The sequence below is a fragment of the Mucilaginibacter sp. genome (assembly GCF_965277465.1).
GTDB lineage: Bacteria > Bacteroidota > Bacteroidia > Sphingobacteriales > Sphingobacteriaceae > Mucilaginibacter.
In genome coordinates this window covers 174,434-193,185 of the sequence record NZ_CBDICW010000001.1, presented here as the reverse complement: position 1 = coordinate 193,185, position 18,752 = coordinate 174,434, and the positions used below count along the sequence as shown (strand labels likewise).

18 protein-coding genes are annotated in these 18,752 nt (G+C 41.9%); 8 read left to right on the top strand and 10 right to left on the bottom strand.

What is annotated here, in order from left to right; genetic code table 11:
* The first annotated feature begins 96 nt into the window (after window positions 1-96).
* The 8 genes from ACQY4U_RS00795 to ACQY4U_RS00760 all read left to right on the top strand — a co-directional run bounded on the left by ACQY4U_RS00795 (window position 97) and on the right by ACQY4U_RS00760 (window position 9,318).
* On the top strand, window positions 97-1,305 hold the full coding sequence (locus ACQY4U_RS00795; protein ID WP_428327454.1) for a DEAD/DEAH box helicase: 1,209 nt from the start codon (window positions 97-99) through the stop codon (window positions 1,303-1,305).
* A gap of 12 nt (window positions 1,306-1,317) precedes the next feature.
* Window positions 1,318-2,322, top strand: coding sequence for a glycoside hydrolase family 43 protein (locus ACQY4U_RS00790; RefSeq protein ID WP_428327453.1), 1,005 nt, complete (start codon window positions 1,318-1,320; stop codon window positions 2,320-2,322).
* Window positions 2,323-2,514: 192 nt separating this feature from the next.
* Window positions 2,515-2,964: a (2Fe-2S)-binding protein gene (locus ACQY4U_RS00785; protein WP_428327452.1), complete on the top strand. Its 450-nt coding sequence runs from the start codon at window positions 2,515-2,517 to the stop codon at window positions 2,962-2,964.
* A 44-nt stretch (window positions 2,965-3,008) separates the two neighbouring features.
* Window positions 3,009-3,158, top strand: coding sequence for a 2Fe-2S iron-sulfur cluster-binding protein (locus tag ACQY4U_RS00780; RefSeq protein WP_428327451.1), 150 nt, complete (start codon window positions 3,009-3,011; stop codon window positions 3,156-3,158).
* Window positions 3,155-4,135: an FAD binding domain-containing protein gene (locus ACQY4U_RS00775; protein ID WP_428327450.1), complete on the top strand. Its 981-nt coding sequence runs from the start codon at window positions 3,155-3,157 to the stop codon at window positions 4,133-4,135. The genes ACQY4U_RS00780 and ACQY4U_RS00775 overlap by 4 nt, the downstream gene beginning before the upstream one ends.
* Before the next feature lie 6 nt (window positions 4,136-4,141).
* Window positions 4,142-6,301: a xanthine dehydrogenase family protein molybdopterin-binding subunit gene (locus ACQY4U_RS00770; protein WP_428327449.1), complete on the top strand. Its 2,160-nt coding sequence runs from the start codon at window positions 4,142-4,144 to the stop codon at window positions 6,299-6,301.
* A 73-nt stretch (window positions 6,302-6,374) separates the two neighbouring features.
* Entirely contained in the window at window positions 6,375-7,739 is a 1,365-nt protein-coding gene (locus ACQY4U_RS00765) for an MFS transporter (protein ID WP_428327448.1), read from the top strand.
* Window positions 7,740-7,800: 61 nt separating this feature from the next.
* Window positions 7,801-9,318 carry a S41 family peptidase gene (locus tag ACQY4U_RS00760; RefSeq protein WP_428327447.1) on the top strand — a complete coding sequence of 506 codons (1,518 nt, stop codon included), beginning with the start codon at window positions 7,801-7,803 and terminating at the stop codon, window positions 9,316-9,318.
* 9 nt (window positions 9,319-9,327) lie between these two features.
* On the opposite strand, the gene ACQY4U_RS00755 is transcribed toward ACQY4U_RS00760, so the two are convergent.
* The 10 genes from ACQY4U_RS00755 to ACQY4U_RS00710 all read right to left on the bottom strand — a co-directional run bounded on the left by ACQY4U_RS00755 (window position 9,328) and on the right by ACQY4U_RS00710 (window position 18,725).
* Window positions 9,328-10,566 carry a class I SAM-dependent methyltransferase gene (locus tag ACQY4U_RS00755; protein ID WP_428327446.1) on the bottom strand — a complete coding sequence of 413 codons (1,239 nt, stop codon included), beginning with the start codon at window positions 10,564-10,566 and terminating at the stop codon, window positions 9,328-9,330.
* An 84-nt stretch (window positions 10,567-10,650) separates the two neighbouring features.
* Window positions 10,651-11,460 carry a DUF1365 domain-containing protein gene (locus tag ACQY4U_RS00750; RefSeq protein ID WP_428327445.1) on the bottom strand — a complete coding sequence of 270 codons (810 nt, stop codon included), beginning with the start codon at window positions 11,458-11,460 and terminating at the stop codon, window positions 10,651-10,653.
* Window positions 11,461-11,475: 15 nt separating this feature from the next.
* Complete coding sequence (locus ACQY4U_RS00745) at window positions 11,476-12,762, bottom strand: NAD(P)/FAD-dependent oxidoreductase (RefSeq protein WP_428327444.1); 1,287 nt, start codon at window positions 12,760-12,762, stop codon at window positions 11,476-11,478.
* A gap of 1 nt (window position 12,763) precedes the next feature.
* On the bottom strand, window positions 12,764-13,906 hold the full coding sequence (locus ACQY4U_RS00740) for an alpha/beta hydrolase fold domain-containing protein (protein WP_428327443.1): 1,143 nt from the start codon (window positions 13,904-13,906) through the stop codon (window positions 12,764-12,766).
* The gene (locus tag ACQY4U_RS00735) at window positions 13,903-14,937 is read right to left on the bottom strand and encodes an SAM-dependent methyltransferase (protein WP_428327442.1); all 1,035 of its coding nucleotides are present in this window, start codon (window positions 14,935-14,937) and stop codon (window positions 13,903-13,905) included. The genes ACQY4U_RS00740 and ACQY4U_RS00735 overlap by 4 nt, the downstream gene beginning before the upstream one ends.
* A 121-nt stretch (window positions 14,938-15,058) precedes the next feature.
* Window positions 15,059-15,853 carry a DUF1295 domain-containing protein gene (locus tag ACQY4U_RS00730; RefSeq protein WP_428327441.1) on the bottom strand — a complete coding sequence of 265 codons (795 nt, stop codon included), beginning with the start codon at window positions 15,851-15,853 and terminating at the stop codon, window positions 15,059-15,061.
* Window positions 15,846-16,181, bottom strand: a complete 336-nt coding sequence (locus ACQY4U_RS00725) for a DUF1475 family protein (RefSeq protein WP_428327440.1) — start codon at window positions 16,179-16,181, stop codon at window positions 15,846-15,848. The genes ACQY4U_RS00730 and ACQY4U_RS00725 overlap by 8 nt, the downstream gene beginning before the upstream one ends.
* Window positions 16,178-17,050, bottom strand: coding sequence for an acyl-CoA desaturase (locus tag ACQY4U_RS00720; RefSeq protein ID WP_428327439.1), 873 nt, complete (start codon window positions 17,048-17,050; stop codon window positions 16,178-16,180). The genes ACQY4U_RS00725 and ACQY4U_RS00720 overlap by 4 nt, the downstream gene beginning before the upstream one ends.
* Window positions 17,051-17,088: 38 nt before the next feature.
* Entirely contained in the window at window positions 17,089-17,631 is a 543-nt protein-coding gene (locus ACQY4U_RS00715) for a peroxiredoxin (RefSeq protein ID WP_428327438.1), read from the bottom strand.
* 209 nt (window positions 17,632-17,840) lie between these two features.
* The gene (locus ACQY4U_RS00710; protein WP_428327437.1) at window positions 17,841-18,725 is read right to left on the bottom strand and encodes a sugar phosphate isomerase/epimerase family protein; all 885 of its coding nucleotides are present in this window, start codon (window positions 18,723-18,725) and stop codon (window positions 17,841-17,843) included.
* Window positions 18,726-18,752: the final 27 nt, after the last annotated feature.

Genomic DNA, 18,752 nt, shown 5'->3' with positions numbered 1-18,752 from the left:
ACAACAATATTACGTTTGGTAAAAAATGTGGAATAACCTATATACTACATAAAACAACAATTTTTCATACCTTGCATACCTCATCACATATATATAGTGACATTTAAGGAATTTAATTTTAACGAACATTTATTAGAAGGCGTCTTAAGCATGGGGTTTACTACCCCAACACCTATACAGGAGATGGCCATCCCCATTATACTTAACGGGCAGGATATTATTGCCTGTGCACAAACAGGTACGGGTAAAACGGGTGCATACTTATTGCCTGTGTTAGATCATATCGCCAAAAACAATACACACCAGATAAGTACGCTTATTTTAGCGCCTACCCGCGAACTTGCCCAGCAAATAGATCAGCAGGTTGAAGGGCTTGCCTATTTTACAGGGGTAAGCTCAATAGCCATATTTGGTGGCGGCGATGGTATGGCTTATGAGCAGCAGCGCCGCGGAATCCAGAATAATGTGAACATTATTATAGCTACACCGGGCAGGCTTATTGCGCACCTTACATCGGGCGTTTTGAAACTTAACCATTTAACGCACTTAGTATTAGACGAGGCCGACCGCATGCTCGACATGGGTTTCTCCGACGATATTATGAAGATCATCAGCTACCTGCCAAAAACAAGACAAACGCTGTTATTTTCGGCTACTATGCCGGGGCGTATCCGCTCGCTTGCAAAGTCGGTTTTAAATAACCCCGAGCAGGTAAATATTGCCATATCGCAGCCGGCAGTTGGTATTGACCAGCAGATTTACCGGGTGCATGATCAGCAGAAAACGCCTTTGCTGCAACTGATATTAAAGAACGGATCGTACGCCAGCATCATTATTTTTGCTTCGCGAAAAGAGATCGTAAAATCATTGACTAAAGAACTTAAGGCTGCACATTTAAAGGTAAGCGCTTTTCATTCCGATCTGGAACAAAAAGAACGGGAAGATATTTTGCTGAGCTTCAAAAACAAGCAGCTGCCGGTTATTATCGGTACCGATGCTCTTTCGCGCGGGATTGATGTTGAAGGAATTGATCTGGTAATTAACTACGATGTTCCCGGCGATCCGGAAGATTATATTCACCGTATCGGCCGTACCGCACGTGCCGAAACTACCGGAACCGCTATAACTTTTGTAAACCACAGAGATGAGCGCAAGCTTAAAAGCATTGAGCAGTTGATAGAAAAACCTATCCGCCTGATTGATGTACCTGATGAATTAAAAGGTATAGAAATGGTTAAGCAGGAACACGCGCCAAACAAAAGACCCCAAAGGCGCAGCTGGAATAAAAACCAACCTAAAAAATAAATTTATCTGCACATGATGAAAAATAGCATGTATTTTAAGTTTGCTAAATTGATTTTGTTGATCATGCTAATGGTTAACTGCGGCTTAGTATCGGCACAAAAAAAAGAATTTTCAGGCAACCCAATATTCCCCGGCTGGTATGCCGATCCCGAGGCTAAAATATTTGACAAAACCTATTGGGTATACCCAACTTACTCTGCACGCTATAACGAGCAGGTTTTTATGGATGCCTATTCATCAACCGACCTGGTGCACTGGACAAAGCATAGCCATGTAGTAGATTCAAGTATGGTTAAATGGGTAAAACGTGCTTTATGGGCACCTGCTGTTACCAAAAAGGATGGTAAGTATTACCTGTTTTTCGGGGCCAATGATATTCACGATGATCAGAAGGAAATTGGTGGTATCGGTGTTGCAGTTTCAGATAAGCCGGAAGGCCCCTTTAAAGATTATTTAGGCAAACCGCTTATTGGTAAAATTTACAATAAGGCGCAGCCTATTGATCAATTTGTTTACCAGGACGATGACGGCCAGTATTATATGATATACGGCGGCTGGGGTGAGTGTAATATTGTTAAGCTGAATAATGATTTTACCGGATTTATTCCTTTTAGCGATGGCGAAACCTTTAAACGCATAACACCCGAAGGGTATGTAGAAGGCTCGGTTATGTTTAAACGCAAAGGTAAATATTACCTGATGTGGAGCGAAGGCGGCTGGACAGGCCCCGATTACCGGGTAGCTTATGCCATAGGCGATTCACCAATTGGTCCGTTTAAAAGGATCAGTACTATATTGGCGCAGGATATGGCTATTGCTACAGGCGCAGGCCATCATTCGGTTATACAAATTCCGGGGACTGACGACTGGTACATTATTTATCACCGCCGCCCGCTTGGCGAAACCGATGGTAACCACCGTGTAACCTGTATCGATCACATGTATTTTGACGCCGATGGGCACATTAAAGCCGTGAAGATCACCAATGAAGGTGTTGCTGCGCGCACAATAAAATAAATCATTTTGTCTAAATTATAAGGCCCTGTTTAGGCGCTGCTTTATTGCAGTACTTAAACCGGGCATTTTTATAATTACCTGTTTTATAGCGTTATATAAATAAAAATATAATGCTATTTTTTGTAAATATGCTTCGCCGGTAATTTGTTCTTAATTAAAAATCGTAATTTTATATTCTATACCATTTAGAATATGGAAGACAAAAAAGCCTATACTGAGGCCGCATCTGATTCGGATACTCAGGATAATTCACGCCGAAATTTCTTAAAGCAATCTACCCTATTAACTGCCATTGCCCTTACACCCGGCACGGCTGTTAAGGCTGCGGAATTGCGTGTTGACGAAAAAATAGCATCTGCATTTGAAAAAATGCCTTTAAAAATGGAGGTCAACGGTGTAACGCATAGCCTTTCGGTTGAGCCGCGTGCTACTTTGCTTGATATTTTGCGCGAGCAGCTCGATCTGACAGGAACAAAAAAAGGCTGCGATCATGGCCAATGCGGCGCATGTACGGTGCATTTGGACGGGCAAAGAATAAACTCCTGCCTAACATTGGGCATCATGACCAGCGGTAAAAAAGTAACCACAATTGAAGGGCTTGCCAAAGGCGAAGAACTGCATCCTATGCAGGAGGCTTTTTAAAGCATGATGGCTTTCAGTGCGGCTACTGCACGCCTGGGCAAATTATGTCGGCGGTGGCTTGTATCCGCGAGGGGCATGCCAATTCTGAATCAGAGATAAGGGAATATATGAGCGGTAATATTTGCCGTTGTGGCGCTTACCCTAATATAGTTAATGCCATACAGGAAGTTAAGGCAGGAGGGCAGGCTATATGAAACAGTTTCAATACACCCGCCCTGCAACCCAGCAGGCTGCTTTGGAGGCTATAACCAAGCCCGGTACAAAATTTATAGCAGGCGGCACCAACCTGGTCGATCTGATGAAACGTGGCGTTACCGCGCCCGATAAATTGGTTGATATAAATCATCTGCCATTGAAAAGTATTTCGCAAACGCCAAACGGCCTTCGTATTGGTGCATTGGCTTTAAACAGCGCAGTAGCTGAAAATGAGCTGGTACTTCAACATTTTCCGCTTTTATCTATGGCGTTACAGGCGGGGGCATCGCCGCAGTTGCGCAACATGGCAACCGTAGGCGGTAACATGATGCAACGTACCCGCTGCACTTATTTTTATGATACCACTATGACCTGCAATAAACGTGCACCCGACACAGGCTGTGGTGCATTAGAGGGTGTTAACCGTATGCATGCCATATTTGGTGCAAATCCACAGTGTATAGCAGTAAACCCAAGTGATATGTGTGTAAGCCTGGCTGCGCTTGATGCTGTAGTAATTATAGCAGGTAAAAAAGGCGAGCGCAGGATCCCTTTTACTGAGTTTCACCGTTTGCCAGGCGAGCATCCCGAAATGGATAATCATTTAGGTAAAGACGAGCTGATAACAGGTGTGGAGATACCCGAGAACAGCTTTGCTAAAAACAGTTATTACTTAAAAGTGCGCGACAGGCAATCCTACGCTTTTGCGCTGGTATCAGTAGCCGCCGGTTTAGTAATAAGTGATGGCATTATTAAGCAGGCCCGTTTAGCAATGGGCGGCGTGGCGCATAAGCCGTGGCGTTTGTTTGATGCCGAGAAATCATTAATTGGCAAACCAGCATCCGAAGAAAGCTTTAAACAGGCAGCGCAAATTGCTATGCAGGGTGCTAAGGCTTATCAATATAATTCGTTTAAGTTAAAACTGGCCCCGGCCACCATTACCGAGGCATTGAAACATGCTGCAGGCTTAGTTTAATACGCTATGAAAGAAGAGATCAACACAGTGAAACCATCTTCGGGCGCAGGAATGAGCCGGATAGACGGACGGTTAAAAGTAACAGGCGCTGCCCGTTACTCTGCCGAATATAATGTTAAGGGCTTAACCTACGGGGTATTGGCAGGCAGTACCATCACCAAAGGAAGCATCAAAAGCATAGATATCAAAAAGGCCGAAGCAGCACCCGGTGTTATAAAGGTAATAACCTATTTAAATGCACCTAAAGTGCCCGGCTACCAAAATAGCAAACCGGACGAAAAAGGCCCGCTTAAGATATTTTACGACGATAAGATCTATTTTAACGGGCAGCCCATTGCATTGGTAATAGCGGATACTTTTGAGCGCGCGCTGTTTGCGGCATCACTAATAAAGGCAACTTATAATGAGGAGGCTCACCAAACCGACCTGCGGGCAAATATCAGTAAAGCTGTAACATCAAATGATGGCGGCGAATATAAACGCGGTATTGCCGATGCCTGGAAAACGGCCCCGGTTAAAATTGAGCAGGAATATATTATCCCATCCGAAGTGCATAGCCCTATGGAGCTGCATGCTATTATTGCCCAATGGGATGCTGATGATAGGCTGACCGTTTGGGATAAAACACAGGGTGTAAAGGATGCGCAAAGCGGGATAGCAAAGCTGTTTAACCTCCCCGAGGCAAATGTGCAGGTAAACTCCAAATTTGTAGGTGGTGCTTTTGGCAGTGCTTTACAAACCTGGCCGCACGAGGTTGCGGCTATTATGGCTGCCAAAGTTATTAAACGCCCGGTTAAGCTGGTTTTAAGTCGTGCCGATATGTTTACTTCGGTAGGTTACAGGCCGCATACCTGGCAAAAGATAGCTATAGGTGCTACTGCTGATGGAAAGTTAGTAGGCATTACCCACGAGGCTGCCGGGCAAACATCATCTTACGATAATTTTGCCGAAGGACCAACAGGTATAAGCGGTTCGCTGTATGCCTGCCCAAATGTAAATACTACTTATAAACTGGTTTCGCTGGATGTTGGGGTACCTACCTGGATGCGCGGGCCTGGCGAGGCTACCGGTGCTTTTGCGCTGGAATCTGCATTGGACGAAATTTCATACGCTTTAAATATCGACCCGATAGAACTGCGTTTGAAAAATTATGCCGAAACAGATCCGCAGAATAATAAACAGTTCTCCAGCAAATATTTAAGCGAGGCCTATAAAATGGGTGCCGAAGGAATTGGCTGGAAAGACCGCGACCCTAAACCTGCCACCAAAACAAAAGACGGCTGGCTGGTTGGTTACGGCATGGGCGGCGGTATGTTTGGTGCTTACCGCGGCGAAGCAACCGTTAGGGCCGTAATGATGGCTGACGGCACTTTGATACTGCAAACAGCAGTAAGTGATATTGGCCCCGGTACCGGCACAGCAATGGTAAGCATAGCATCAGAAGCAATGGGTATTGATCCCAAAAAAATAAGGTTTGATATGGGCGACTCGTCCTTGCCACCATCACCAACACAGGGCGGTTCGGCTATTACGGCCTCGGTAGGTTCAGCGGTGTATGATGCCTGTAAAGATCTGAAAGAAAAGTTTCAGCAATTAATAGGTAACGGCGGTACGGATAAGCTTGATTATATAAAGGTATTAAAACAACATAACCTGCCAAAGTTAGAAGTAACTACCACATCGCATGGCGGCCCTGAGCAGGGCAAATATGCCATGTACTCATGGTCGGTTCATTTTATAAGGGTTAATGTTCACCCCGCAACCGGCGTGGTTAAAATAGATAAAGTAGTTTGCGTTGCCGACTCTGGCCATATAGTTAGCCCCAAAACAGCGCGCAGCCAAATAATAGGCGGTGCAATAGGCGGTATAGGCATGGCGCTGATGGAAGAGGTGGTGATAGATCACCGTTATGGCAAACTGGTAAATAATAATTTTGCCGATTACCATGTGCCTGTAAATGCTGATATTCCACAGATAGAGGCCCTTTTCATCAATAAGCCCGATCCATATATAAATGCCTTAGGTGCAAAAGGCATGGGCGAGATTGCTTTAATAGGCATGGCAGCGGCAGTAGCCAATGCAGTTTATAACGCTACCGGCAAAAGGGTACGTGAATTACCTATAACACCGGATAAACTGATTGGTATGGATGCTGATTTAAGTTAAGATGTAAAAATGGACAGGCCAGATAGTTGTTTAGTTAAAAAAATTCACCTAAATATTCGCATATTGCAGCTATATGCCGGCTGCTAAACTTCCGTTCAAAAAACAGCTGTCCTACGCCTGCGGGATGATAGGGTGGAGCATCATGACCAATACCATAATCGTGATGCTGCCATATTTTTATTTACCACCATCAAACTCAGGCCTGGTTCCATTTGTGCCGCAACTATTGCTTTTTGGCGTGCTCAATATTATGTCAATCATTGCAGCCTCGGGCCGGTTGGTTGATGCCTTTTACGATCCTTTTATTGGTTCGTTAAGCGATAAAAGCGAAAACAAAAAAGGCAGGCGCATCCCGTTCATGAAATGGTCTATTTTACCGGCTGCGGTTTTTTGTGCACTTACCTTTTGCCCCCTGGTTAAAGCCGAAAGTATTCATAATGCCATTTGGCTCACCTTTACGCTTATTTGCTTTTTTATGGGTGCTACCACCTATATTATACCCTACAATGCCTTACTGCCCGAGCTTACCGATACTGCTGCCGAAAAAGTTAAACTTTCCTCATTTCAGCAGGTTGGTTTTGTTATTGGGATAATTATCAGCGCCCTTATCAATAATTTTGCCGACCTGGTACAAAGTTCATTTCACGTTACCAACCGCGATTCGGCAGTACAGTATACCATTTGGGGCGTATGTGTTTTTGCCGGGTTGATCATGCTGGTACCCGTACTGTCAATAGATGAAAAAAAGTATTCAACTAATACCAAACCATCACATTTGCCGGTGCTGTTGGCTATCCGTAAAACTTTTTCCCAGCGTAATTTTAAATATTACCTGATCTCTGATTTTTCGTACTACATGGCGCTGAGCATTATTTCCAGCGGCTTGCTGTTTTTCGTTACGGTGCTGCTGCGATTGCCAGAGTCAATGGGCGGCTTACTTATGCTTACCATGGTATTAGGATCATTGGTGTTTTATCCGCTTATCAATTACCTTTCAAAAAGGCAGGGAAAAAAGCCTATCGTATTGTTCTCGTTCGCTTTGCTGAGCCTCATTTTTGCGATGATCTACTTTTTAGGGAAGTTCCCCTTTTCGCCAAAGGTGCAGGTTTATACATTAGTGCTTTGTGCTGCCTTCCCATTGGCATCGCTGGGTATTCTGCCTAATGCCATACTTGCCGAAATTGCCGAAAAGGATGCAAAAGAAAGTGGTGAAAACCGCGAAGGGATGTTTTTTGCAGTAAAATATCTGTTTGTAAAATTAGGCCAAACGCTGGGCATCGCATTGTTTGCATTTTTAACCGTTTACGGAAAAGATCCCGGCCATGATTACGGCCTGCGGCTGAATGGTATTTGCGGGTTTGTGCTTTGTATGGTCGCATTTTTCTTTTTTATGCGTTTCAGGGAGAAAAAGCCGCGGATAAAAAAGACTGTTAACTGAGTGAAATAATTATACCGTTTAAATATAACCTAACCATATACTATCCCTTTAAGCAATACATATGATTGCCAAAGCTATTTTTAAAACTGTTTTTTGCTTGCTGATAGCTTGCGAAATAATCAGCTGTAATGCACCTGTAACTAAAAATGCTTCCAAACCAATTTCAGACAATATAGATACAGCTGATAAAAAGCTAACGGTTAAAAGTATGCACGATGATTTATTTATCTTATGGTCGGCCATAAAAGAAATTCATCCGGGCTATGGATTTTATACCACTACTGATAGTTTGCAAAGGGCTTATGATAAGATGTATACGTCCATTAATTCGCCGCTTAATGAGGGGCAGTTTATGGCCAATATTTATCCATTTTTATGTAATTTAAGATGCGGGCATACCCAGCTTAAACATGCGGTTAATTATAAGCCATCGCCAAATATAAAAGTACCCCATTTGCCTTTTGAGGTATTGGTGCGTAATCATAAAGCTTGGGTAACAACTCATATAACGCCCGGACTTACCACCGGTGATGAGATCATCAGTATAAATGGTATACCTGTTAATGAAATAATTGATCATGGCGCTGAGCTTTATTGCGGAGACGGCTACAATGAAACCTTTAAGGAATTGTTTTTGAGCGAATATGATGGCTTTGAAGATGCCTGTAACAAATACTATCATTGGCCCGGTCCTTACCGAATCCAATTACTTAATAAACGTGGTGCGGTGCAAACGTTGCAGGTAAATGCCGTTTCTACCGATGCTTCACAATGGCCTTTAAATAATAAAGCAACCGATAATTATACTGATTGGACAACAGCAAGAAATACCGGGGCATTATCCCTCCGGTTTTTAAATAACTCCAAAACAGCGTTGTTTGAATCCAAACCATTTGCTTACGCTGATACGCTTGTTTATAAAGAGGCTTTTAAGCAGATACAGCAAAGAGGAATCAAAAACCTTATTTTGGATATGCGGCATAATACAGGCGGAGATCTTAGGGTGGCTATCCAGCTTTTATCATACCTGGCTGATGCGCCTTTTAATATTGTTAATGACATTAAATCAAGAGTGCCCAATCCTTCAATAAATCATTTTGAAAAGTATTTTGATACGGCACGTACTTCAAGCTTTAACCAGGGCTTTAAACCGGGTGTTAAAGAAGGCCAGTGGTTTCATATAGAAGCTAAGCCTGTATTTGGAAAATTGTATGGGCCGCTTCCTTTAACCAAAGCAAATCATTTTAACGGAAACCTGTTTGTTTTAATTGATGGGGCAACTTTTTCATCGGCGGCACTTTTTTCGGTGGCTTTAAAGGCACAGCGCAAAAATGTGATATTTATTGGCCGGGAAACAGCCGGTGCCGAAGAAGGTTGCAACGGAGGTACTATTCAGGAACTAACGTTGCCAAATACTAAAATCAGGGTTGATTTTCCGTGGATGCGGGTTGTATCGGCAGCAAAAAAACCATCACGTGGCCCTGGGCTTATGCCAGCCTATACTGTTAATTATACCCCCGGGGACGTAGTTGCAAAGAATGATCCGGATTTGAAAAAAGCCCTAAGCCTGATAAAGTAGGGTTATAAATTACCTGCCAGTGTTATTGGGCCTTGAATAAACAAGGTGCATTACGTTAATATTTCGCATGGCAAAAGCAGCCTCGCAATAGCATAGGTAATAGTTCCATTTACGGATAAAGGTATCATCAAAACCCAACGCTTTTACTTTTGACAGGTTGGCATTAAAGACATCGTACCAAAGCTTAAGTGTGCGGGCATAATCAAGGCCTATATCTTTCAAATCAACCATCGTCATATCGCCGGTACGGTTTATGGCGCTGTTAATAGCCCCAACTGAAGGTAATAGGGAGCCCGGGAAAATATGCTTCTGGATCCAATCCACCCCTTTTCTTAAACTCTCGTACCTTGAATCGGGCGATGTTATCACCTGTATGGCCAGGATGCCGTTCTTCTTTAGCAGGTCGTGACATTTTTTGAAGTATACATCCATATAGCTAAAGCCAACCGCTTCCAGCATCTCAACAGATACAATTTTATCAAACACACCTTCCATCAGTCGGTAATCTTTTAAAAGGATACTTACCCTGTCGCTGAGGCCTGCGGCTTCCACACGTTCAACCGCCATTTTATGCTGCTCTGCCGATATGGTTAAGGAAGTTACTTTGCAGCCATAGGTTTTAGCCATATAAATGGCATTACCACCCCAGCCGCTGCCTATCTCCAAAACATGATCGGTTGGTTTTAAGTGCAGCTGGCGGCAAAGGCGTTCATACTTTGCTAATTGTGCTTCTTCCAAACTTAAGCCGTCCTTATAAAAATAAGCGCTGGAGTAAGTCATGGTTGGATCAAGGAAGCTTGCAAAAAAATCGTTGTTCAGATCGTAATGTGCCGAAATATTTTTACGCGAGCCCTCAATAGTATTGGCCCTTTTAAAATGGAATAACTTATTATATAGCTTAAGCAGGTTAAGCGATAGTGTTTGAATATTACTGCCCGATACGCCCGGTGCATTATCAATATTTAGCAATACCCAGTTAATTACATTGGTAATATTATTGGTATCCCACAACCCATCAACATAGGCCTCGCCGAAACCAATATCACCAAAAAGGATAATGCGTTTATAAAATTCATCATCGTTAACTACAATACTTGCGCTTATACCGCCTTCACCATTGCCAATAGTAATTTGTTCGCCATCGGTTAAAGTAAGGTGCAATGTGCCTTTATTCATTTTATACATGAATTTTAAAACTACATCCTGGTAGAAGCTGCTTTTTTTAACGATCGATATTGTATTAGCCATGAGAAAACTATCTGCAAATTTTAGTATTGTAATATGTACGTAAATTAATTACCCAAAAGTTTTGTTAATATACAAAGTTTGTAATTAATTATAAGGCCTGTAAACTTCTTTTTGAAGTTGCAGGTCATCACCTTTTTTATGAAATGGTATTTTTTTAAGCCACAATTTTAGCGCCTGCCAGTGTATAAGTATAATGATTTTTAGTGTTATCAACGGAAAACTCAAGAAGTAAATCAACAGGGTGCTGTCCTTCAGGGGCGTTTTAGTTCCGCTGAGTGTGCTGATAAAAAAACGTTTGCCTTCTTTATCATAGTCGTCAATTTTTACCTGTAGTTTTTCGCCGGGAATGTGCAGGTCGAAATCAAAATTGGTATCCATATCAATAAACGGCGATACATAAAAGTACTTTTCTGTATTGAGTTTAAACTGATCATTCTGTTTAGTATCAGCACCTAAAAAGTAGGGCTTCATCTCTAAAAAGGTATTGCAAACCTCAACAACTGCGCATACAGGTTTATCCTGTTCATTATAACAATAATAAAACGATACCGGGTTAAACTGGTAGCCCATGGTGCATAAATTGGTTAAAACCATTATGCGGCCGGTGCCAATGTTTACCCCGTTTATCTGTAGGTAATCGGTAATATGCTGGCGTATGTTTTTTGAGGTATCGGGCTTTTCTTTAGGCAGCTGTAAATGATCTTTATCCCTGAAGTTGAAAAGATTAAACCTGTTGCGGCTCATAAACTTCAGGCGCTTTGCAAGGCTGTCAATCTCGTTCAGATCCAGGTAAAACATAAAAATGTTATAATGGAAGCTATGTACCTTAGGCGCCAGGCGGTGGTGCATAACAGTAGCCTTATATAAGCATGAATTAATAGCCGCATTTGCCATAATTGAAGATACGGATTATTCGGCTGGCTGGATCAAAACATCATCATAAACAGGCTTGCCTAAAAGTTGTGAGCACAGTTGTACCGCACTGGCAAAAGCATCTTCGTGAAAGCCATATTTAAAATAGCTGCCACAAAAATATACGGGGCCTGTTTCGTTCAGCGTATGTAGTTCGGCCTGGGCATTTATGGCAGGTACATCAAACAGCGGGTGTTCATAATAAAGCTCTTTGATGATCTTTTTAGGATCCAGGCCGGCATGCGGGTTGATAGAAACAAAGTAATCTTTTTTATCTGATACCTGCTGTAAGCGGTTCATCCAGTATATGGTAGTGGGTTCAAGCTTACCATTTTGCATTTTAATGCTGTAGTTCCAGCTGCTCCAGGCAAGTTTAGCTTTGGGCATAATGCTTTTGTCGGTATGTAAAACAGCTTTGTTGTATTGATACTTAAAGGTTGATAACAGCCTTTGCTCATCAGCCGTAGGCGCATCGAGCATGGCTAATGCCTGGTCGCCATGTGAGGCTATTATTACCCTGTCGAATGTTTCCTGCGATCCATCCGAAGCATGTATAGTTACCTTACCATTTTCGCGCACTACTTTAACGGCTTTGCGGTTTACACTGATCTTATCTTTAAACGGTTTGATCAAAATTTCGCGGTATGATTGGCTTCCTTTTTCGAGCGTGTACCACTGGTGCTGGGTATCGAGACCTAAAAAACCATGGTTCAGGAAAAAGCGTATCAGCGTTACTGCCGGAAAATCAAGCATCTGCTCCATCGGGGTCGACCATACAGCCGAACTCATGGGCACCAGGTATTTCCAAAGCATATCCTCGCCAAAACCAAACTCCTTAACATACTGGCCAATTGAGTAATTAGCATATTTCGGGTCGTCAATTATCTTTACGCTTTCCTTGTTAAACCGGCCTATCTGGTTCAGCATTTTAATATATTTCAGGTTGAAAATATTTTTACGCTGGGCAAAAAGATGGTTAATGCTCGATCCGCTGTACTCCAAACCTGTGGGCAGGTGCTGCACACTGAATGACATATCTGTTTTTTTAACAGGGGCCTTAATTTCAGCAAACAGCTTGCAAAGGTTAGGGTAGGTTTTATAATTAAATACCATAAAGCCGGTATCAACATAAACGGGTTTGCCTTCCTCATCAACGGTAACCGTATTGGTATGGCCGCCAACGTAATCGTTTTGCTCATAAATGGTTAAATCGGTATGCTTATGCAAAAAGTGGCCGCATCCCATTCCTGCTATCCCGGTTCCTATAATGGCTGTTTTTTGCATGTTATTGAGTGATGGTATTTATAAAGGTTAAAACCGCATAGGTAGATAATTGTCCACCCGGCCCGTTCAAATTAAAATCGAAGCCGTGTGTTGCCCAGGGCAGTTTTAGCCAGTAATGTTTAATGCTGTTCTTCTGTAATTTCTCGTTCAGCCTGCGGCTATGCTCGGGTGCTACCAAAACATCATTATTACCATGAATAAGCAGTGTAGGTACTGATGACCTGCTCACAAACTCAAGCGGCGAGCAGGCGACATATTTTTGAGGTACCTGGCTGTACGATCCTCCGATATAATTATCCATTACTTTTCTTGAATCCATTATCAAAGGGTTTGATGGGATTGAATAACCCCAAACCATATCGGCTGGGCCATAAAAATCTATCACCCCTTTTAAGGCGGGTTCATGAATGGTATAGGCTGCCAATAAGGCAATCTGCGCGCCGGCTGATCGTCCTAACAGCACCAGTTTGGTGGTATCTATGTGCAATTCTTCGGCATGCTGGCGCAGGTAAGCAATGGCCGCCTGTATATCCTCAACAGGAGTCGGCGTTTGGTATTTTGGCGCCATGCGATAGTTAATAGATGCTACATTATAGCCTTTGGCCGCAAGGTAGCTGTTCAGTTCAGGCAATTGCTGGCTATCGCCGCCCGCCCACGAACCGCCGTGCACCACAATAACACAAGGCCTTTTACTGATGATCTGCGATGGATAAAAATCAAGGCTCATGGAAGTATCCTTATACTTTACATAAGTTAAGCTGCGGTAAGAAAGATCCTTTGTTTTTTTGAAGAGGTTTAAAAAGCTGAATGGCTGGGTATTGGCATCAAATATTACCGGCGCGTTACTGGTTTTAATGCCGCTTAAAGATAGGTTCATATCTGCCTTAACATCTTTAGCTACCCAATAGGCCCTAACTATCGGCGATAAAAAAATAGCCACTGTAACCAAACCCAAAACGGTACCGGCCAGCTGGTATTTTTGAACCCATATGCCAGATACTGTTAGCAATGCAGTAATGCCCGCAAAAATTAAAGGGAACTCGGTAACCCCGATTGCTAACAGCCATAAATAATAAGCAGGTGCTTTTAAAAAGCTAAGCAACGAGATCAGGAAAAAAAGCAGTATAAAGTAAAAACGGATCATGCGCCTGTTTTGTGAAATAAATAATGACTAACTATCCATTCATTCCCTCCATTATAGCTCCATAGCTCGGCACATGCCATGTAGAACAAACGCCAGTAAACCCACCATTTAACGGCCTGGTCTTTACCATAGGTTTGCTCAAACAAAGGCATTATCTCCGCTTTATGTTTATCCATATTGCTCAGCCATGCTTCGGATGTTTTACCGTAATGGGTGCCGTTAACGTGCCAGTGCTTTTCAACAATCAAATCATCGTTAAAGTAAAACATCAGGTCGTCGCTTGGCATAATACCGCCGGTAAAAAAGTATTTGCTCATCCAGTCGGTATCGTCAATTACTTCAAACAGATATGCATATTCCTTATGGGTAAAAATATGGATGAATAGCTTGCCATCAGGTTTTAAGCAGGAGGCTACTTTTTTCATCAGCAGGGTATAGTTGCGCATGTGCTCAAACATCTCTACTGATACTACCCTGTCAAACTGTTCGTCAATGCTAAAGGTATTCATGTCGGCAGTAATAACAGTTAAGTTACTGATGCCGCGTTGTTTGGCCTGCTCATCAATATGCAGCTTTTGGGTGCGCGAGTTTGATACTACCTTAAATGTACTTTTTGGGAATTTTGCAGCCATGTATAGCGATAATGATCCCCAGCCGCAGCCAAGTTCCAACACCTGCTGTCCGTTTGTTAAGCCGGCACGCTGGCAGGTAAGCTCCAGCATATCATCTTCGGATGTATCAATATCTGTAACACCCGGTTTCCAGTAACCGCTTGAATATTTTAAGTTTTTACCCAGGCAATACTGGTAAAACTGGGTAGGCACTTCGTAATGCTGGGTATTTGCATCGGCAGTGTTAACTGCAATTGGCGATGCTTTTAGTTGATCTATCAGGGCAATTAAATGTGCCTGCTGTGCTTCTACATCCCCCTTGTTCTCATCATCAAGCCTTTGCTTCAATAGTTTACGGATTCCCTTTCTAAGCAAAAAATCGGGGACCTTGTTTTCTTCTATTAGTTTATCGTACCACATTGTGACCAGGTTTGGCTTTTAGCCGCTATCAGTTATAATTCTTTTTAAGGAGTTTACGTTTTTTGAAGATGAATGGATTTTAAAAATAGAAAATTTAGAGCTATTAGCTATATTTCTCTGGTCAGCTTTTTTTAAACCACGGTATAAACACGCTTGTTTTTTGCTGATATTTTCTGAAAGCTTCGCCTTTTGAGCGTAGCGATTGCTGCTCGGTAGCGGGTATGCCTGTAACCTTTAACAACAAGTACAGGATAATTGACGGACTGATGATGGCAAAATACCAGTAAGGCGAACCTAAAGCAAACAGGAAGTAGGATACCCACATCAGCCATTCAAAAAAATAATTGGGATGCCTTGAATAGCCCCAAAGCCCCGTATCGCAAACTTTACCTTTATTTTTTGGATCCTTTTTAAATGCGGCTAATTGTGCATCGGCAATAGCTTCGCCCAAAACACTTATTAACCAAAGGCCTGCGCCTGCATATTCATAAGGTGATAATTCAGTTGCCGTGTTAAATGCAATTACAAAAAATGGAACAGCCAATAACACATTTGAAATGGCCTGGAATTGAAAGAAAAAGAAAAATTTCCTGTCGGGATTGGGCGCCCACTCTTTACGTAATTGCTGGTAACGGCCTTCTTCCTCATCCAAATGTTTAACAATCCGCACAGCAAGGTGAGTGCCTAAGCGCGATCCGGCTATGATAACCATTCCGCAAATTAGCAGCTTACGTGTTTCAAAACCCGGGGCCAACAGTAACAGTATAATAGCGATAACCGGGAAGTTATACGACCAAAAAATATCAACAACCCCTGCGTTTTTTATCTTGTGTGCCCAAAACCAAACTAACAGCATAATACCGCAGCAGGCTATTAAACAATAAATAATTACGCTAAGTAATGAGTGGCTATCCATTTTGTTTACTGAAAAATTCTTTTAAACCTTCGCCGGGCTTAAGCTTAAACAGCTGTATAAGTATATAGGCGCAAGTTGCTATGCTGCCTAAAACTACCAATAATATTAACCAGATTATTTTAAAAGCGATATTTTTTTCTTTGTAGCAAACCCATAAAAAAATGGCGGTTACATTGGCATAAAAATCCCAAAGTGTTGCCTGCATCCATGGTATGGAACCTAAAAAATCCCACTCCTTAAAAAGGCTGCTGTGAATGCTGGTATTAATTACCTGGTAGCACATCCATACAAAAAGAAGGCTAAAAAATACTTTTAATGCAGTGATCATTTAATTTTTGGTCGGGCTAAGGTGCTTTTATGTATAATGATCTGTTCTTCAATGGCATTTAACAAAGCCTCGCCTGTTTTTGCAGGGCTAAAGCTATCCGCCGGTTTGGTAATCACTTTATCGGCAGGTGCAGCATCAAACTGCTTCCGTAAGCGGATGATATGCATCCAATGCATCATTTTAATAATTGGGAAGGATGGATCAAGCTCAAACCAGCGTTGGGCAAAGTTTACATCGTTTGGTTTTTTATGGTGATTGTTCTGAAAAAGTTCGCCCATCATAAAAAAATCAAGCGGCAGCATATTTTTGCTGTGATCGCCATTATCGAAATTAGAATAACCATATTTATGGCCGCACCAGTTTACAATTGCACCGTGTAAAGGACCCATCAAAAAGTGGATTGGCAATAGTAAAAACAACCACCAATGTGTTGCAAACACCACGTAAAAAGTAATATAAAAAGCTATAAAGGTTAAACGTGTTATCCAAAGATCGCCCACATAATCAATTACCGGCCAGGTAGGGTAACGGTCACGAAACTGTGGCTCTGGCTCTAACTTAAATTTTAAATAATCAAGGTATATATTCTTGGTTTTAATCATCAGCCCCCATACATCCTTAATAAAATGCGGCGAATGCGGGTCTTTCTCCGTATCGCTGTAGGCATGGTGCATACGGTGCATTATTGCGTATGCCCGCGGGTTTAAAAATGATGATCCCTGGAAAATAAAGGTGGAAAAGTAAAAGGTCTTCTCCCAAAAAGCATTCATCTTAAACATTTTATGCGAGGCGTACCTATGCAAAAAAAATGTTTGAAAGAATAAGGATAGGAACCAGTGACAAAAGAAGAACGTTAATATAATAAGCATAACTATTTATTTATTGCTGAGCCTTTGGGTACAGCTATTTATCTTTTTTGCGATTTTATGTAAGCCAGTGCATCATCAGCATGTTTTTTACCCTGCATCATGGCCTCATAAGCAAACCCTATTTTACCGTTTTTATCAATTACATAAGTTTCGCGGCCGGTCATAAACATTTTATTTTTTACGCCAAACTTGTGATAAACCTTATTGTCAGGGTCGCTCAATAAAGTAAAAGGCAGTTTATAATGATCGCGGAAGCTTTTGTGGCTGGCAACAGTACCGCCATTTATACCAATAACCTTTGCACCAGCTTTGGTGAAATCGTCAAAACTATCTCTGAAAGAGCAGGCCTCTTTGGTGCAAACCATACTTTCATCCTTTGGGTAAAAGTATATTACTAAAATGCTTTTGCCCACATAATCGGCACTGTTAAATACTTTACCATCCTGATCTGTTAACGAAAAGGCGGGCATCACATCGCCAACGGCTAATGTTTTTTGCTCTGTTTGTGCTTTGGCACCTGTATGTACAAATAAAGTAAGCAGTGCAGCTACTATAAAACCGGAGATGGATATTTTGATCATAATATACTTACGAAATTTTAATAGGGATGCGATTTATTTTAAAGCATTATTTATTGTTGAATAACCTTTTTAAGGGGGATACTATAAATAGTTAAAGGTCACTTTATTTAACGGCAATATAAATGGTATAGTTCTGTATTACAAAAATAAAAAAAAGCCAGACCTCCAATTGGAAGCCCGGCCAGAGTTGATTGATTTTGAGATTATTTTTAAACTAAGTTGTTTTTAATGTAAGTTATGCTTTGCGTAATGCTATCATAAGGGTTGCCCGGGCATTTATCCTGCTCAACAAAGAAATACTTTAAGCCTGCTTTGTTAGCATGTTTAAATATTTTTTTGAAATCAATTATACCGTTACCAACCTCGGTAAACATACGGGTTGGAGTTTTATCCATATCCTTTACATGCCATAGCGGGAAACGGCCGGGGTTTTCATTAATTAAAGCAATAGGATCCTGGTTGGCTTTGGTTACCCAGTACAGGTCCATTTCCATTTTCACTAATTCTTTATCTGTACCGGCAAGTAAAATTTCGTAAGGGTATTTGCCGTTCTCTTGTATAAATTCAAAATCGTGGTTATGGTAACAAAGCTGGATGCCTGCTTTTTTACAGATCTCGCCCGCTTTATTAAAATCTTCACCAATTTTTTTATAATGATCAAGGTTGCCGCGTTCGGCAGTTGAAAGGTATGCACATACCATATATTTAATGCCTACTTGTGCAGCATCATCAACAGCCTTGCTCCAGTCGTTTAGTAAAGTGCCTTTTTGTTGTGATCCGTCAACCAGTTCTTCGCCCAGGCGATAATGGCTGCTTGGCATTACCAGGCCGTTATCTTTTAATACCTTAGCAAACTTTAGGGCATCCATACCATAAAACATTTCGGTGCCGGTATAGGTAGCTCCCTCAACAGATGTGTAGCCTATTTGCGCAACTTTAGCCAAAGCGGCAATTGGGTCGGCAGCCATAGCATCGCGAACGGTGTATAATTGCAGGCCGATGTACTTTTTGTCGTAAGCAAATAAATTAGGTGCCACTAACAATCCGGCAGAAAGAACCGCCGAAGTTTTGATAAATGATCGTCTGGTAGTCATTGGTTTAATTATTGGTGAGGTAAATAT

What these genes read in the sequence shown, in the direction of transcription:
- ACQY4U_RS00730 (WP_428327441.1), bottom strand. Translation starts at nt 15,853, where the DNA reads ATGGATAGCCACTCATTACTTAGCGTAATTATTTATTGTTTAATAGCC.
- ACQY4U_RS00740 (WP_428327443.1), bottom strand. Translation starts at nt 13,906, where the DNA reads ATGATCCGTTTTTACTTTATACTGCTTTTTTTCCTGATCTCGTTGCTT.
- ACQY4U_RS00785 (WP_428327452.1), top strand. Translation starts at nt 2,515, where the DNA reads ATGGAAGACAAAAAAGCCTATACTGAGGCCGCATCTGATTCGGATACT.
- ACQY4U_RS00770 (WP_428327449.1), top strand. Translation starts at nt 4,142, where the DNA reads ATGAAAGAAGAGATCAACACAGTGAAACCATCTTCGGGCGCAGGAATG.
- ACQY4U_RS00735 (WP_428327442.1), bottom strand. Translation starts at nt 14,937, where the DNA reads ATGTGGTACGATAAACTAATAGAAGAAAACAAGGTCCCCGATTTTTTG.
- ACQY4U_RS00715 (WP_428327438.1), bottom strand. Translation starts at nt 17,631, where the DNA reads ATGATCAAAATATCCATCTCCGGTTTTATAGTAGCTGCACTGCTTACT.
- ACQY4U_RS00765 (WP_428327448.1), top strand. Translation starts at nt 6,375, where the DNA reads ATGCCGGCTGCTAAACTTCCGTTCAAAAAACAGCTGTCCTACGCCTGC.
- ACQY4U_RS00755 (WP_428327446.1), bottom strand. Translation starts at nt 10,566, where the DNA reads ATGGCTAATACAATATCGATCGTTAAAAAAAGCAGCTTCTACCAGGAT.
- ACQY4U_RS00720 (WP_428327439.1), bottom strand. Translation starts at nt 17,050, where the DNA reads ATGCTTATTATATTAACGTTCTTCTTTTGTCACTGGTTCCTATCCTTA.
- ACQY4U_RS00780 (WP_428327451.1), top strand. Translation starts at nt 3,009, where the DNA reads ATGTCGGCGGTGGCTTGTATCCGCGAGGGGCATGCCAATTCTGAATCA.
- ACQY4U_RS00750 (WP_428327445.1), bottom strand. Translation starts at nt 11,460, where the DNA reads ATGGCAAATGCGGCTATTAATTCATGCTTATATAAGGCTACTGTTATG.
- ACQY4U_RS00725 (WP_428327440.1), bottom strand. Translation starts at nt 16,181, where the DNA reads ATGATCACTGCATTAAAAGTATTTTTTAGCCTTCTTTTTGTATGGATG.
- ACQY4U_RS00745 (WP_428327444.1), bottom strand. Translation starts at nt 12,762, where the DNA reads ATGCAAAAAACAGCCATTATAGGAACCGGGATAGCAGGAATGGGATGC.
- ACQY4U_RS00775 (WP_428327450.1), top strand. Translation starts at nt 3,155, where the DNA reads ATGAAACAGTTTCAATACACCCGCCCTGCAACCCAGCAGGCTGCTTTG.
- ACQY4U_RS00790 (WP_428327453.1), top strand. Translation starts at nt 1,318, where the DNA reads ATGATGAAAAATAGCATGTATTTTAAGTTTGCTAAATTGATTTTGTTG.
- ACQY4U_RS00710 (WP_428327437.1), bottom strand. Translation starts at nt 18,725, where the DNA reads ATGACTACCAGACGATCATTTATCAAAACTTCGGCGGTTCTTTCTGCC.
- ACQY4U_RS00760 (WP_428327447.1), top strand. Translation starts at nt 7,801, where the DNA reads ATGATTGCCAAAGCTATTTTTAAAACTGTTTTTTGCTTGCTGATAGCT.